13 protein-coding genes are annotated in these 15470 nt (G+C 40.4%); 10 read left to right on the top strand and 3 right to left on the bottom strand.

Translation table 11 applies throughout. The features are described 5' to 3' along the window. Positions 1–9: 9 nt before the first annotated feature. Positions 10–135 (bottom strand): hypothetical protein, encoded by a 126-nt coding sequence (locus tag CH377_RS19910; protein ID WP_020769644.1) that lies wholly within the window; start codon positions 133–135, stop codon positions 10–12. Between the two features lie 112 nt (positions 136–247). Between CH377_RS19910 and murB the strand changes: the two genes are divergently transcribed. The 4 genes from murB to CH377_RS04820 all read left to right on the top strand — a co-directional run bounded on the left by murB (position 248) and on the right by CH377_RS04820 (position 4600). Continuing rightward, on the top strand, positions 248–1201 hold the full coding sequence (murB, locus tag CH377_RS04835) for a UDP-N-acetylmuramate dehydrogenase (protein ID WP_100722825.1): 954 nt from the start codon (positions 248–250) through the stop codon (positions 1199–1201). A gap of 15 nt (positions 1202–1216) precedes the next feature. Next, on the top strand, positions 1217–1798 hold the full coding sequence (locus CH377_RS04830) for a TetR/AcrR family transcriptional regulator (protein WP_100722643.1): 582 nt from the start codon (positions 1217–1219) through the stop codon (positions 1796–1798). A gap of 397 nt (positions 1799–2195) precedes the next feature. After that, positions 2196–2915 carry a TetR/AcrR family transcriptional regulator gene (locus CH377_RS04825; RefSeq protein ID WP_243401955.1) on the top strand — a complete coding sequence of 240 codons (720 nt, stop codon included), beginning with the start codon at positions 2196–2198 and terminating at the stop codon, positions 2913–2915. A gap of 185 nt (positions 2916–3100) precedes the next feature. Then, positions 3101–4600 carry an Lcl domain-containing protein gene (locus CH377_RS04820; RefSeq protein WP_244283704.1) on the top strand — a complete coding sequence of 500 codons (1500 nt, stop codon included), beginning with the start codon at positions 3101–3103 and terminating at the stop codon, positions 4598–4600. A 2-nt stretch (positions 4601–4602) separates the two neighbouring features. On the opposite strand, the gene gpmI is transcribed toward CH377_RS04820, so the two are convergent. Continuing rightward, on the bottom strand, positions 4603–6243 hold the full coding sequence (gene gpmI / locus CH377_RS04815) for a 2,3-bisphosphoglycerate-independent phosphoglycerate mutase (RefSeq protein ID WP_100722640.1): 1641 nt from the start codon (positions 6241–6243) through the stop codon (positions 4603–4605). Positions 6244–6486: 243 nt separating this feature from the next. On the opposite strand from gpmI, the gene CH377_RS04810 reads away from it, so the two are divergent. From CH377_RS04810 to CH377_RS04795, 4 genes are all read left to right on the top strand, one after another. Beyond that, positions 6487–8511, top strand: a complete 2025-nt coding sequence (locus CH377_RS04810; protein WP_100722639.1) for a hypothetical protein — start codon at positions 6487–6489, stop codon at positions 8509–8511. A gap of 148 nt (positions 8512–8659) precedes the next feature. Further along, positions 8660–9676 (top strand): DUF1554 domain-containing protein, encoded by a 1017-nt coding sequence (locus CH377_RS04805; RefSeq protein ID WP_100722638.1) that lies wholly within the window; start codon positions 8660–8662, stop codon positions 9674–9676. 86 nt (positions 9677–9762) lie between these two features. Beyond that, positions 9763–10893 carry a DUF1554 domain-containing protein gene (locus CH377_RS04800; protein WP_100722637.1) on the top strand — a complete coding sequence of 377 codons (1131 nt, stop codon included), beginning with the start codon at positions 9763–9765 and terminating at the stop codon, positions 10891–10893. Positions 10894–11112: 219 nt separating this feature from the next. Continuing rightward, the gene (locus tag CH377_RS04795; protein WP_100722636.1) at positions 11113–12753 is read left to right on the top strand and encodes a hypothetical protein; all 1641 of its coding nucleotides are present in this window, start codon (positions 11113–11115) and stop codon (positions 12751–12753) included. Positions 12754–12758: 5 nt separating this feature from the next. Here CH377_RS04795 and CH377_RS04790 read toward each other — a convergent pair whose 3' ends face one another. Then, entirely contained in the window at positions 12759–13562 is an 804-nt protein-coding gene (locus CH377_RS04790) for an LA_0442/LA_0875 N-terminal domain-containing protein (protein ID WP_100722635.1), read from the bottom strand. Between the two features lie 138 nt (positions 13563–13700). On the opposite strand from CH377_RS04790, the gene CH377_RS04785 reads away from it, so the two are divergent. Beyond that, positions 13701–14255, top strand: a complete 555-nt coding sequence (locus CH377_RS04785) for an RNA polymerase sigma factor (RefSeq protein ID WP_423789909.1) — start codon at positions 13701–13703, stop codon at positions 14253–14255. 159 nt (positions 14256–14414) lie between these two features. Further along, positions 14415–15470, top strand: a complete 1056-nt coding sequence (locus CH377_RS04780; protein ID WP_100722634.1) for a FecR family protein — start codon at positions 14415–14417, stop codon at positions 15468–15470.

The following is a 15470-nucleotide window of genomic DNA, read 5'->3' as shown; positions in this document are numbered from 1 at the left end:
GAAGATAGCTTAAACCAAACCTGCTAATTTCTCTTGGTCCAGAGCCAATCGGATCACAGAATTGATATAAGTTTCCCTGTCCGATCTTCCGGTGATATAATCTTGATACACGGATTGCAAGAGCAAATAAAACATATTCTTTCGGCCCCTAAAAGAATGTTCGGACCGACTTACTCTTCTCATAAGCCTTTTTTAGGCCTTAGACTTTTTTCTTGCTCCTAGATCCAAACGGGGAAACTTGAATAAAGTGGCCATTCTTTCCGAAATACAGATCCGAGAACTAAAGAATTCCCTAGGAAATTCCGGTCTTCCCTATCGGGAGAATCAGGATCTGAGTGTTCATTGCTCCTTTAAGATCGGCGGAACTTCTCCTATAATAGTCGAACCTGAAACCCAGGAACAAATCCTAGAAACTCTTTCCGTATTCAAAAAACTAGACCTACCTTGGAAGATCCTAGGCGGTGGCACAAATATCCTTATCTCAGATCATCCGGATGATTTTGTGATCTTAAAACTCTCTGGAGGATTTAAGGAATACAAGGATATGGGAGAAGGTCTTTTCCAAGTAGGAGCTGCAACTAATACTACTCCAATCTTCCGTCAAATCTCTCAGAAAGGATATACAGGGGCAGAGTTTTTAAGCACGATCCCGGGTTGGACAGGTGGAGCAGTTATCCAAAACGCAGGATGTTATGGAGGAGAACTTTTCGATCTTATCCAAGAAGTGGAATTTTTAAGAAACGGAGAAGTTCTCAAAAGAAAACCTTCCGAAATAGAACACGGATACAGATTTACCGAGTTCTTAAAAAGAAAAGACTCCATTATTCTTTCCATTCTAATCAAATTAAAACCTGGAAACTTAGAAGAGATCGAAAGTTCTCTCAAAGAAAAAAGGGACAAACGAAATTCTTCTCAGCCCCAGAACAAAAAAAGTGCAGGTTCCATGTTCAAAAACCCAAAGGTATTCGACGAACAAGGAAAAGAGATCAAAGCTTGGCAATTTATAGACAGGGTAGGCCTAAGAGGTTTACAAATTGGTGGAGCTCAAATCTCTCCGGAACACTGTAATTTTATAGTGAACACCGGAGGGGCAAAAGCCTCCGATGTATATGGACTTGTAAATACTGTCCAAGAAAAAGTGGAAAAAGAGACAGGTGTGCTATTACAAAGAGAAGTGGAATACTTCGGTTCCATTCCCTAATTCCAGGAAAATCAAATGCCAGTAGTTCGAGATCCGGAAGACAAAAAAGAAAGAATACTCACCTCTGCCTTAAGGTTATTCACCGAAAAAGGTTTTGAAGGAACCCCTATACCTGACCTAGCAAAGGACGCAGGTATAGGCGCCGGAACCATATACAGGTATTATAAAAACAAAGAAGAATTGGTAAACGAACTATATCGTTTCTGGAAAAACAAACTGAGAGAGACTCTCGCGGAAAATTATCCTGAAAAAGCAAAATCAAAGGACTTATTTGTTCATTTGTGGAAAGCACTTGCAACCTTCTATCATCGTTACCCGGAAGCGTTTGAATTTTTAGAGTTACACTACCATTCTCCTTATCTGGACCAAGCTAGTAAAAAAGCAACCTCCCAAACCATGGAGTTTATTTGTACATTCTTAGAACAAGCGAAAGCAAAGGGAGATATCCGATCTGACCTTGGTTCCATGGAACTTGTTTCCTTATGTTATGGAAGTTTTGTAGGAATGGTGAAGATGGCCAAAGGTGGTTATATCCAACTTTCTGCAGAAACGTTACACGCTTCCGGTTTAACACTCTGGAAAGCGTTGGCAAAATAAGCGCCTATCCGTTCTGAAATTTATTTCCCAATAATTAAGAATCATTCCAAACCAGGTTCGTATCGAAAGCGGAAACAATATTCCAAATTATACATTCTTAAAATCCCAATTTATCATTTCTCAAATAACATCTCTTTCTAATATGCTTATATATTAGATTCTAATGATTTACGGAATCTGAATTCAGATTCCGGTATTGACGGATAGCAAGTTTATCCAAGTAGATCTAATCGAATTAACTTTGTTTTTACTGATCGAAGTCAAATGCATTGAATAGATTATAAATTATGTTAATTTAGTCTTTCATCCTTGACAATAATGCTCGTTAGTCGAAACTTTCGGCCTTACTTTATAGAAAGAAACTTAAGAAAAATAAAATTTGAAAATGGTTACCCGAATGGAAAATAATCCCCTGATAGAAACCCTAGATATTTCCACGGATCCAGAGCTCACACCCGATCAGGATCCCATATATGAAACAGAAAAGGAGCCTCCAGAAGAAAGACTACATAAGAAACAGGATGAATCCAAAGAAAGGATCATTCGTTCAGCTCTCAAGTTATTTGCAGAAAGAGGATTTTTCGAAACAAGAATCCCGGAAATTTCCGCTCATGCAAAAGTTGGAGTTGGCACAATGTATCGTCATTTCCGGAACAAGGATCACTTATTCAATGAGGCATTTCGGATCTCAGTCCAAGAATTTTCGGAATTCTTAGATAGATCTATCTCCAAGAACTTATCTCCGAAAGAACAGTTTTTTGATTTTTGGAAAGGACTCGGATTATTCTCCCAAGGCAAATTCGACCAGTTGATCATGATAGAAAGAAATCTATCTTCTTATATACTGGATGAAGAAAGTGCAAAGGATGCTGTAGCCTTAAAGCAAAAAATTTCAGAATATTTTGCTCCTGCTCAGAATGATAAAAACCTAAGATTACTTTATCCTTCTCTTATTCTGGGTTCTTTTACTGGGATCTTGCGCTACCACCGGATCCACGAAAATAACATAGATCCTTCCCTATTGGAGCAATCTGCCGAAATGTTATGGGAAGGGTTTTCAAAAGTCCGGCAATCTCCAATAACTAAAAAGAAAGAAAAGCAGATAAAAAAAGTCTGAAATTCCGGATGGGCTGATTTTTTTTGTCGGAGGTTTATCCCCGATAGGATAAATAAAATAAGTGTTAAAAACTTATTTACTGGGTAGAAATAGAATTAAGGATAAAATCGTCCCTTTATTATTAAATACCCTGTTCAGATAGCAATATGCGGGCTCGCTTTATAGTCTTTTTAGTCGGATTTGGAATGTTATGCAAACCAATCGAAGTGCATAACCCGGCCATCCCATTCTCGGATGCTTGGTGGGAAACTACCTTTGTACGCTGTATTTTGGGAGAATTAGATGTTTGTCTTCCAGGACCAGCGATCAGTGGAAGCCTTACTGAAAAATTCATAAGTAATAATTCTGGGGCAATTAACTCTTCCGACCTTACTTGGAGATCGGACACCGACGGATCCTATGACGTCCGGATAGACGCCAACTCTTGTACGAGCGGATCAAGTTTAACTACAGGAACAGCAACAGCTAATATAGACAATTTAGCCTCGGTAAATGCGAGCCTTCTTCCTTTAGGCGCGAGTTATATCAGAGTTTGTGTCACTGATCCGGTAGAAAATATAACGGGATCCGGAATTTTCAGGATCGTTCGGGATGATACTTATCCTACAGTTAGCACAACTCCGAACGGAGGAGCTTATAATTCTTCTCAAAATGTTTCTATTATTTGTTCGGACACCGGAGGAGCAGGTTGCGATAAGATTTCTTATGTTACTGACAGTTCTACTCCGGATATCGATGGGACAACCGGCACTATAAATGTAGGAACTCAATATTCTACTCCTATTAATGTTCCTGCTAACTCCACTACTTCATTTAAGTATGTTGCAAGAGATAAAGCTGGGAATGTTTCGTCAGTTGATAATGCAGATATAACTGTGGATACAGTAAGCCCCACAATTTCTGCTTCTACACCAAACAATTCCAGTACTGGGATTAATCTTTCGCCCGGGTCTCTTGTTTTGAATTTTGCGGAGCCTATGAACACGGGCCTTACCATGAGCATGACATTAGAAATTTATAATGGAACTTCATGGGTAGCAGCCCCTAACACAAACACATTCTTCGATTGGCAGGACTCTCAAACTCTGGTTATCACAGTTAGCTGGACTTATTTCCCGGCAGATTCTCAAATTCGATGGACCATTCCTTCAAGTTCATTAAAGGACGAAGCAGGGAATACAGTCAGTCATCAATCGAGCTTTACTACTACAAGCGGGGCTACCATATCAGGAGGTCAAACCTATACAGGTCCGACTGCTCATGGAACATATACTTCAGATATAACAACTACGGATAATTCCACAGGTTTAGTTTGGAAAACTTGTTGGGAAGGAAGAACGGGACCTAGCTGCACAGGTACTCAGAATGAGATGACTTGGGCAAATGCGTTAGACGGTTGCGCTTATTTGAATACAGTACATGGGGCCGCAATAGGATACGCAGACAGGGAGAACTGGAGGCTACCTACTGTCCAAGAATTATCCTCATTGATAGAAGGAAGTAGCGCTCCTTATATCAATACGACTGCATTTCCAAATCCGGTTACAAGCGCTACCTGGGCAGCAACCAGAGGAGATACAACTACTCCTTTTGAAAAATATGCCAAAACAGTAGTATTTTTGTATGGAATTGCAAACGAGTTCGATAAAAGTCTAATCTACGCAGTTCATTGCGTAAGCGATTGATTTTACTTAGCTATCAAACTAGGATGATACCCTTCCGGTGTCTCATATCCCATAATATCTAAGATCGTAGCTGCAACATTCGCAAGTCCCGGATTTGGTAGATCTGTTCTTAATTTAATCTTGTTTTCAGGGTCCAAAACGCTGAAAGGAACTGGATTTAAGGTATGAGAAGTTTTAGGAACAGGTTTACCTTCCTTGTCCTTTTCTACATTTCCCTTTTTATCCAATTGATACATTTCATCGGCATTTCCGTGATCTGCACTCACCAGTAGAACTACATTATGTTTTTTGCATGCTTCTGCAAGGCGGCCCATACATCCGTCCAAAAACTCCATAGCTTTAACTGTGGCCTGGTAATTTCCGGTATGACCTACCATATCTCCGTTCGGAAAATTGATTCTATAGAAGTCGGAATGATTTTCTCCCAAAACTTTTTCAAGTTCCGCAGTGATTGCCTGCGCCTTCATTTCTGGAGTTTGGTCGAATGGAATTACATCGGAAGGAATTTCCTTATATTCCTCACTTTTAGAATCGAATTTGCCTGAACGATTCCCATTCCAGAAAAAAGTTACATGTCCGTATTTCTGTGTTTCGGATAATGCGTATTGGCTCACTCCGGATTTGGCCATATACTCACCCAAGGTGCGATCAATCGCAGGAGGAGTTACTAAAAAACGCTCAGGCAATTGCAGATCCCCATCGTATTGCATCATTCCCGCATAACATACTTCAGGGAAATCCCCTCTATCGAATGATCCGAATTTTTTCTGAGTAAATGCTTGGGAGATCTCGATCGCTCTGTCTCCTCTGAAATTTGTGAACACCACCGAGTCTCCGCTTAGAATTTTTCCGACAGGTTTGCCGGACTCCTCTACCACAAAACTAGGAAGATATTGATCGATCACTCCCGGATCTTCTTTTCTAAATGTTTCGATTGCGGTTTTTGCATCGGGGAATGTTCTACCTTCTCCGTGAACGTGAATCTTCCAGCCTCTTTCTACCATGGACCAGTCAGCTTCATAACGATCCATAGTGATTGTCATTCTTCCTCCGCCGGAAGCGATCTTAATATCAGCTCCGTTGGATCTTAGAGTGGTAAGCCATTCCTCGAAAGGATTCAAATATTCTAAAGCGGACTTTTCAGGCACATCCCTTCCGTCTAAAAGAATATGTAATCTGATCCTTGGGACCTTCTCCTTTATTGCCGCCTCTATCAAAGATTTTGTATGATCTATATGTGCGTGAACATTTCCGTCGGAAAACAAACCGATTAAATGAAGTGTGGAATTTTTAGTCTTTGTATTTTCTACAATTTCCTTCCAAGCTTTTCCTTCGAATAACAGTCCTTTGGCGATAGAGTTATTGACTAACTTAGCTCCCTGATCGAAAATACGACCGCAACCCAGAACATTATGACCTACTTCCGAGTTTCCCATATCCTCGTCCGAAGGCATACCAACTGCGGTTCCATGTGCTTTCAATAGTATAGTGGGAGATTCTTTCCAAAGTTTATTTAGAAACGGAAGATTGGCGCCTGCAATTGCGTTCCCGAATTCGGGGCCTTTAGGAGTATAACCTACACCGTCTAAAATTACGAATAATAGCTTTTTGGGAGAGAAGGGAGTCTTTTTCTTCAGTTGCATTCTATTCCAGGAAAGCCCTTGCCTATGCTTCGTCAAGAGGATTCACATAAGGTCTTCGGCATACGTCCTTCGGTTTATGCAGGTTTTATCGAAAAAGAATGAGGATTTAGGTTTTTCGGTGGAACCGTTTAGAATGCATTATATGATGGTTTTGAATATCCTTAGGGATACTTATATCTTTAAGCGGATATATCCCCGCTGCTATATGCTAAATTTTTAATATTTAATTATTTATAGACAAAGATGAACGCAAAAGGTCCCAAACCCTTAGATCCAAACACAGGCAATGTAGCCGTTCCTAGCTTCTTAAAAGTTAAGAAGCTGAACGAAGTAGTGAGTTACTACATGAACGACAAAATAACTCACTCCGTCTACAAAGCGATCCAAGCAGCGACATCTTTCAAGAACGTAAAAAAAAGGCAATTATTCGAACCTCATCATAAAGTTCCCGAAGTCGGAGAATTAGGTCCCAAGGATATCGATCTTCACTTAAAACGTCTGCTGGAAGATGGCACAGTTTCTCAGCTTGCGTATTTGATCAGCGACAGCGCTGAAAAACAACCGGAAGCGCTCCCTTGTTACGCCACTTTTCCGGAAGCAGAATCTTTAGATCTGAGTAGGATCTATTTGGAACTTCTGGATTATTCTGTATCTTCTCTCTTAAATTATCTAGATAGAAAACCGGAAACAAGCAAAACCCTGCTTTGGGAAAATTTGGAATCTGATCTTGAATGGGGGGCCAGAAAAGAAGCTCCTTTTCCCCAGTTATTTTTATATTTAAGACAGGCATTCCATAATGAACATTTCAGGATACCTGCTAACCCCGAATTCACTAAAGATTTCTTATTCGAACTAGAGGATGACCTTCACAAAAAAGGAAGAGTCATAGACGTTCCAGGATACGGGCTATTTGGGATCAAAAATTCCAAGGAAGCAGTCCAAATTATGGATCACGTGGATGATTTCATCCAATCCAAAGGAACAAAACAATTACGCCATGTTCTGATGGACGAATTTCAAAAGATAGCTATGGAAGAAAAATTATATTATTCTAATACTTCCAATCCTGAAACCACAAGATTCAAAACAGAAAGAGCAGAAGCTTTTGCAAGAGCTTTGTCTGGCACCCCAAGTCCAGGAACTCCAGGAATGTTGAGTGTAGTCTTAATTCGTAGCCTTTCCGAACTTGCAGAAAAAGAACTTCATAAACAATCTACGGAAAGAGATCGGAACAGATTCCATGATATCAAAAGGAATCTACTTTCTGAATCGGGTTCTTGGGAAAGGAAAGTGCTCTTGGTTCCGGACAAAGAATTCAAATCTTATCCGGAAGAATTAAAAAGAATGCTGATAGACGATCTAGAAATCGGCTACTCCACTTGGGAAACTAAAACTACTACCATCCACGCGTTCTTCCATAAAAATGCGAATAGTGTCAGACAGATCATTCTAAGCTTGGGAGCAGCCACAAACGTAGAAACTTGGAAAATTCTATGTATCAGACAACTTGTGGAATCAAACGAACCTCAGATTAAATCGATATTTAGAGAACCTGATCTTGTCAAAGCTTACGGAAAAGTATTGAGAAAAGGTTATTTAGATTATTTCCCTTGGTATTATACCCTCCTGGATCTGATCGGAATAGGAAGAATATTCCAGGATATGTTCTTTGCCCAAGCAAAAGAAAAGATCAAAGGCCAACAAAACCAACTCAAGGCCAGAAATCACGAAACTTCTAAAAAAGAAGAGCAAGCAAGAATACAAGAGAAGATCAAAGAAGAGGAAAAGATCCGATCGGCGGAACAGAAGACCAAAATTTCTTCCGTAATGGATGAATTCTATTTTAAACGTTCACTTCCGCCTACTGCATCCGAAGTTCAAGGCAATGTGGGAGAATTTCAAGCGGATCTATATTACCAAATTCTGGATCGTGAAAAATTCGTTTTTATTCCTTGGGAAAAAGGAAAGGAAAAAATGGACCAGATCCTTTGTTATCCTGCAAACGAATCCTTCAGGAACAAGGCCAGAGAATTACATCGTATTCTGTCGGAAAAAATGGAAATCCTACAAAACAAAGTCAGAACCGCTGAGGAAGAAGATAGTAGAAATAGGATCTCAAAAGTAATCAAACATGTGGATGAATGGTTTGCTTCTCATAAATCATCTGCTGACAAAACAGTTTCTCAAAATGGAAAAGCTGAATCTGGCGATCCATATGAATCTTTCCGAAAAGAAATTGATAAATTAAGAAAAGTAGAAAAACCTTAATTTCCTAACAAACTTCTATTCATTCCCAGGACCCAAAAGTCTGGAATTCGGACGAATTTCCCTCGAAAATTTATTTTCCCCTAAAAAAGTGAGCAAAAACTCGCAATTTGGTTTGTGATCTCAAAAAGAAATCACCCGACCCGGAACTATGAATTCGAATCCAAAGATCCTTTTCAGACTCATCCCGATCGTATCGCTATTTTCCTTATTCTCTTTTTGCAATCAGGCAAACCCGATCAATTTGGACGGCAGCAGCAGTGCTGCCGGCGTTCTTTTGAATGTTGTTTTACCGAGTATCATCGGAGCTGAGACAATTCCGGAAGGTCTTCCACAACTTTCTTCTAATGTGATGTATGACGCGGGGAATACCTATATAGATCTTACGTTTTCAGAACAAAACCCTGTAGATGAAAACTTTACGATGCAAATCGAAAATTACACTACAGTATCCTCCCCTAGTTTTGTAGGTTATAATACATTTACTCTTACTGCAAATACAGGAACTCATTCTATCGGTTTTGCCTTAAACGCGGACGATGATAACTGTCTGGACCGTCCAGGAGATAAATTCAGTTTCAGAATTACAAAAAATTCAACGGGAAATACTTTCGTATATAATGTAACTGTAAGGGACGGAGATTATTGTGTTTTCGAATCTTCTGCCAAAAGCCTAGCTCAATTGGGCGGACTAAACGCCATGGACAATCACTGTAAAAGTTTAGCTAGCGGAAAAGGTCTTCCGAGAGACCCAGCTCATTATAAAGCGATGGTTGGTGCCCTTTCCATTGCCCGCGGAGATAGGAATCCCGGAGAATCTCTATCTTCTACATCTTTCTTCCGAGCTAATAAAAGATACGTTCGTAAACAAGGGAATGGAACTTGGGTAAAAGTTTTTTCTATAGGCGGGACCTGGCCCCCAAGCTCCGATTTTGATAATCCTTTAATAGATTCGGGACAATATTGGACAGGAATGCATTCAGCCTGGGGAAGAATGGACAATAATACTTGTCTAAACGGTTCCGAAAGCTGGACAGATTCAAGTGGTTCATCCAGCGGAAATTTAGGTACTTCGAGTGTAGTTACCGGAGATGCAGCCTATATGACACTTTCCAGTTGCGATTCTCCTATGACGCTGCCGTTTATTTGCGTTTATTCTCCCGACTAAACCAAAAAATCGTTCAATTTTTTTCCTGCCTGTCTGTTTTCTTACTTTAGGGGTATTTTCCTCTGAGAGATAGGGCGGGTGCGAATATGAAAGGATCTAAATTAGGACGGACGGCTTTCATTCTATTATGTCTTACTTTGTGGGTTTCCAAGTGTAATAATGCGCAATCCACTGCTCTGGACGGTAGTAAACCCAACCTAGCGGGAGCGATCACTATAGATCCTTCTATATTCTGGAATTTATTCGTTACTCTTCCCCCATATCCGATAGAACCTTTATTGAATGAGGGAGAGACTACCATTACCGTAGATGAAAACGATGCGGCTGATATTATGTTCGCAATCCAGAACCCTCCTACTGATGGAAGCTCTATCGAATTCAGATTTTATAGAAATGATAATATCACCTTTGTAACGGATTATAATCCGGACCAAGGAGGTTATCAGGATTATCTTACCTTGGCCTTCGCTCCGAATCCTCAAAACGCCAATTTCGATTATAAAAACGGATTCCAAATCAATTCTCTAGCAGATGATAACTGTTTGAACAACTATTATGACCTTGTCGCAGTAGATGTATCTTCCGGAATCTCCCAAACGTTTAAAGTTAAAGTAAACGATAGTGATAAATGTATTTTCGTAGCTACTAATAACGGAGCAGGTTACACGGGAGACTTTGCTAAAAAGGCGATTGATAATTCCACTTTTGGAGGTCCGAGAGAAGTTGCAGATAATATTTGTAACTCTAGTGTTCCAAGCAATGCTAACCCGGACGTAGCTTATAAGGCTCTACTTGTAGTAAGTTATAGCCCTAGTGGTAATCTCAGAAATACTTCCACTGATTGGGTCTTCAGTTCTTACCGGAGATATTTCAGCCAAGGCGGAACTAAATTAGCATATAGCTTTAGTACAGGTACTACGATCGGATTTGCAAATGCAGCTCAGTGGACGAACTCTCTCGGAACTTCTGGCAGAATATGGACAGGCTTTAGTTCTATAGATTGGACAGCTGCTTCTCCTACAACAACCCAATGCGGAGGATTAGCTCTTTCGGGAGCACCGTATTCTTCTTGGTATTCTGCTGCAGCAACCGGAAGCCAGGGACTTTTGACTGCAGTAAATGGAAACTCTATTGCGGAAATGACGAATACAGACCCTGCTGTGGTGATCCCAACTCTCTGTTCTCAAAGGCGTAATATTGTCTGTGTTGGCCAATAGCCTTTTTTATTAAACGAATCACACAAAGATGATAAAACCCCTCTGACCGGAGGGGTTTTCTATTTTCGAACGAACATGCGATTTATATCGTATTCCGATATATTTTAGTAAAAAAATTATTAATTCGAGAAAAAAAGCTCAAAGAGCTTAAGACCGATTGTTAACCTTGTTATGGGGAAAACTGTCCGAATTTTCCCTTCTTCGCAACGGAGAATAAAAATGAAAAGATTCCTGAATTCAAACAAGACCATAAATGGATTTACCCTATTAATTCACGGATGTTTTCTAATCTCATTCTTATTGGTCCAAGGTTGTAATAATGCCAAAGCAATCAGCATAGATGCGAGTTCTTCTGCTATAGGCGCCCTACTTTCAGACGGTGATTTTGGTATATTTGGTAATCTAGGGAATGCCGGCGGGACTTCTCCTGCAGCTACTTCTCCGGTAAATATTTCCTTAAGCGGTTACGTAAATGTAACCTCTAACGATCTAAATCTAACTTTATCAGATTCAACTGATAGTACGACTCAAACCTTAGCATTAACTGCAAACGGCTCTTATTCCTTCTCTACTGAACTTACTAGCGGAGATTCTTATTCTATATCATTAGGCTCCTATACACAAGGACAGTCTTGCAGTATTTCCACAAATGCAAGCGGCACAGCTGGCACTACCGGAACTGCTACGATTGTTTGTGAAAGACAATTAGCAATCGCAGCAGGATGGAAAACGAATGCTGGAACTCCAGTTCTAAAATTGTTTGGAGTGAATCATTCTGCTTCTCCTTACGTAGTAACTAAAAATCTTTCTGTTACTGTTGGAGGAGCGCCAAGTTCAGTTGATCCTGAATTGGTTTGGACCGGAAGCAATTATTTACTTATTTGGAAGTCTGCTGATACAACCATTAAAGGACAGTTTTATGATATAAGGCTTACTGCGGTAGGATCAGCGTTTACAATCTATACCTTAACCGGTGTTACTATCGGAAAAGTTTCCGCAATATATAATCCAAGCGGCGAGTTCGCAGTTGTATGGACTGAATCCGCCTCCACTAGAGCAGCAAAATACCAAAGGATCAGCGCATCCACAGGGGCAGCTATAGGAACTGCAACGACTATTGTTTCTTCGACCAGTAATACTTATACTAGTGCAGATGTAATATTGAGTGGTAGCACTTATTATACAGCTTTCCGCCAAAGAACGAGTGGAGGAGCAAATTCATTACTCGCTTATAGTTTCTTAACTGGAGCTGCCACTCTCGTAAAAACATATACTGCTACGAGTGGATCAGATTCGCTAGCTTTAGATTATCCATCTTTACTTACGCAGGGTTCTAATATTTGGCTATTTTATAGCCAAACAAATACGGATGGCTCTGGAAACGTAAATTCAGCTACTTTAAAAAGTTCTAATAACTTCCAAGTTACTCCTGCAACAATGAGAACGGAAACAAATCCGTACGGTTGCGACCCGGTCAATAGTAGTGGGGACCAATATATGATTCCTTCCGTAGCAATTGCAAACAGCACGAATCTATTGGTTTCCTATGATTCATTCTGTGCAGATATGGGAACTTATAATGAAGTGTCTAATCTTCCGGTTACTATCACTTCCGGTGCGATCACTTCCGGGGCTGCAGGAACTCCTACAGACTATTCCGTTTCCGAAATAGGCACAAGCAGCACTATGGGTTCTTCTCTTACATGCAGGACCACAGCTTGTTTTATCAGCGTTGGAGACGAATCCGGCGACGCGATCTATCTATTTGATCCGGACTTTGGCGGTAATATCGGAGGAACTTCTACCATTTATCCTACGGATTCAAATGGTATACAAAACCCCGTAACCGTAATCCAATAAATAGATTAGTAACGGATTTCGTATTTCAGTTCTCCATTCCAACCTAAACCGTTACCTCCAACGGTCGTAGGTTGGTAAGAAGGAGCGAAACTGAATCTAAACCCTGAGCTAGGTCCTTCTGCAAGACCTTGCTCCGCCTTTACTCCTAAATAATAGGAATAGAAGAGCTGCAATCCATAAGCGATCCCAAACAAATATTGGTAATTATTGGATTCTCCGGCAAGGCCTTGGTAATGATTGAAGGCTCCCTTGTTTACCAAGAAGGCTCCAAGCAAACGTTGGGTAGTATTTGCAGGTAAGGAAAGGACAGGGTCGTTTAATGCAAATATGAAATAATTTCTTGCATTCTCCTCGTAAGCGCTTTTTGCAGCAGTGAAATCATTTTGGGCCTTAACAACCAGATAAGCTGCCCCTATAACTGCTACAAATGTCGCGGAAGCCCTATATTTTTTGTCCGCTTTCCAAATTCCCCAACCAGGAACAACTGCCGATCTGAGTGAATAATCCCACCGAGGCTTTTGATACCATCTCTGGACCGCTACTTCTTCCTCGGCTTTTTTAGGTTCCTCTTTCGGTTTAACAGGATCCTTTTTCACTTCCTGTTTAGGGGCATCTTTTAAGTTCAATTCAGCAATCTCAGTTTTCGGAATGGTTAGAACCTTTCCATCCACTTCGATCTGGACTTCCGTACGGGTTTGGTTTACCACTTTCCCTTGGATCACCTTTCCATTTTTTAAGGTTAGGCTAGAACCAAAAAGAGAATGGGCAACGATTAGTAAATAAATTGCAAAAAGCCAACGATAAGGCATGTTATCTTAAATCCCTTTATTTAGGGTTACAGACACTAAAATTGTCTGGCTATAACCGTTTTAAAACTGATTTCTTTCTACAAGAAAAAACCGAATTTACTTGAAAAAAGACCAATAGAAAAAAATTTCTATTCTACCGTGTCTGAAACCTTGTTTTTCGAAAAACTATACAATAAAAATAAGGATCACTTGTTTTCATTTATTCGGCGTTCTGTCCAAGATGAATCGACAGCCTTAGATCTATTACAAGACACCTTTTTGAACTTTTTTAAACATTATTCCGGCAAGGAATTACCGGATGAGCAGGTCTCCAGGATGATCTTATTTAGGATCTCCAGGAATCTAATGATCAATCACGGCAAGTCCTATTATCAAAAGAACGTTGCTCTCGTTGGAGAGGAAACTTCTTCTTTATTCGGCTCCAAAGGTCAAGGTCCTGAAAACCAGGTCCTGGATGAGATGGAAGCCCAGAATCTCGTAAAGATCATAAGCGAATTATTAAGCACCTTACCGGAAGAACAAAAGACCGCAATTGAGCTACGTTATTCCCAAGGCTGCAAATTGGAAGAGATAGCCTCCGTATTGGACTTATCCGTATCCGGGGTTTCCAGACTTCTGGAAAGAGCCGAAAAACAGCTTTTACAAGAGGGAAAGAAGAGAGGCATACAACCTTCTTCTTTTCTGAAATCCTAGGATTTTCGCTAAAATGTATTTAGAACAATCAATTCATTTCGTCAAAAAAGCCATCCCTACTCAAAAAAATGAGCAAGGTACTTTCCTTCAGTTTGTTGATCCAACTGAGCGGGCAGGACAATGTGAACAGGCCCGGGACTAAAGGATACGGTAAAGAGGATGGAAAGAATGAACCCTGAATTCCAAACATTCGCAGAGCTCCTCAAAAAGTCTGTACCGGATTCTAAAGCACCCGACTTCGATCCGAAATGGGTCGGCATGTCTCCTCGCTTCTCTGTGGAGGCAAATATTATGCAATCTCCTACTAAGGACAATGTAGTTCAACTGAGCGGCTCCAAAAATAAAGTATGGTTCTTAGCTGCGGCAGCAATCCTATTCGTAGGAATTGGAGCCGGAACTTATTTCACTATTTTCAAAAAAGAAGCCGCACCTGTAGCCGAAGGCACACTGCTTAAAGCGGCAGTTGTATTCGTTAAAGGTGAAGCAAAGAATGTAAAAGAGACTCCTGTCGCATTACATTTAGGTGATATACTTAGCGAAGGCGATAAAATCGTAACGGGAAAAGGTGGATCGATCGATATCGGCCTAACCGATTCCAGCGTAATTCGTTTAAAAGAAAACTCTGAGTTAGTTCTCAAAAGCCTAAGACAAACGGACTCTTCTCAAATTAGGATTTCCCTAATGTCAGGTAAGATCCTGAACTTAGTTGAGAAGGAAAAGAAAAACGCAAACTATTACGTAGATACTCCTACTGTGGTGGCTGCGGTCCGCGGAACTTCGTTCGAAGTAAATGCTTCTGATAAAGAATCCTCAGTCTTCGTAGTCGAAGGCGCGGTCGAAGTAACTCCTTTGATCCATGACAAATCCGAAAGAGCTTTAATTACTGGCGGATTGATCATCGTTACTAACGAAAAAGTAATCGTGATCGAAGATCAAAAACGCGCTAAAGAAGAAGGTCCTGAATACGGCGACATGCGCAAGAACTTGAGCGGCCTGGACAAAGAAGTTTTAGCATCTACTCAGAACTTAAAAACTGCTAAGACCGAACAAGAGCTGGAAGAACTTTATGATAAGAGTATTGAACAGATTATCATGAAAGACGGCCGCGAGCTTAGAGGTGTGGTGGTTTCTCAGAAAAAAGGAAAGCTGATCGTTCAAACACTGAAAGGATCTTATATCCTGGATGAAAACTCAGTCGAGAAGATCATCTATTAA

This window comes from Leptospira haakeii (assembly GCF_002812045.1).
GTDB lineage: Bacteria > Spirochaetota > Leptospiria > Leptospirales > Leptospiraceae > Leptospira_B > Leptospira_B haakeii.
This window is presented reverse-complemented; position numbering and strand designations above follow the sequence as displayed.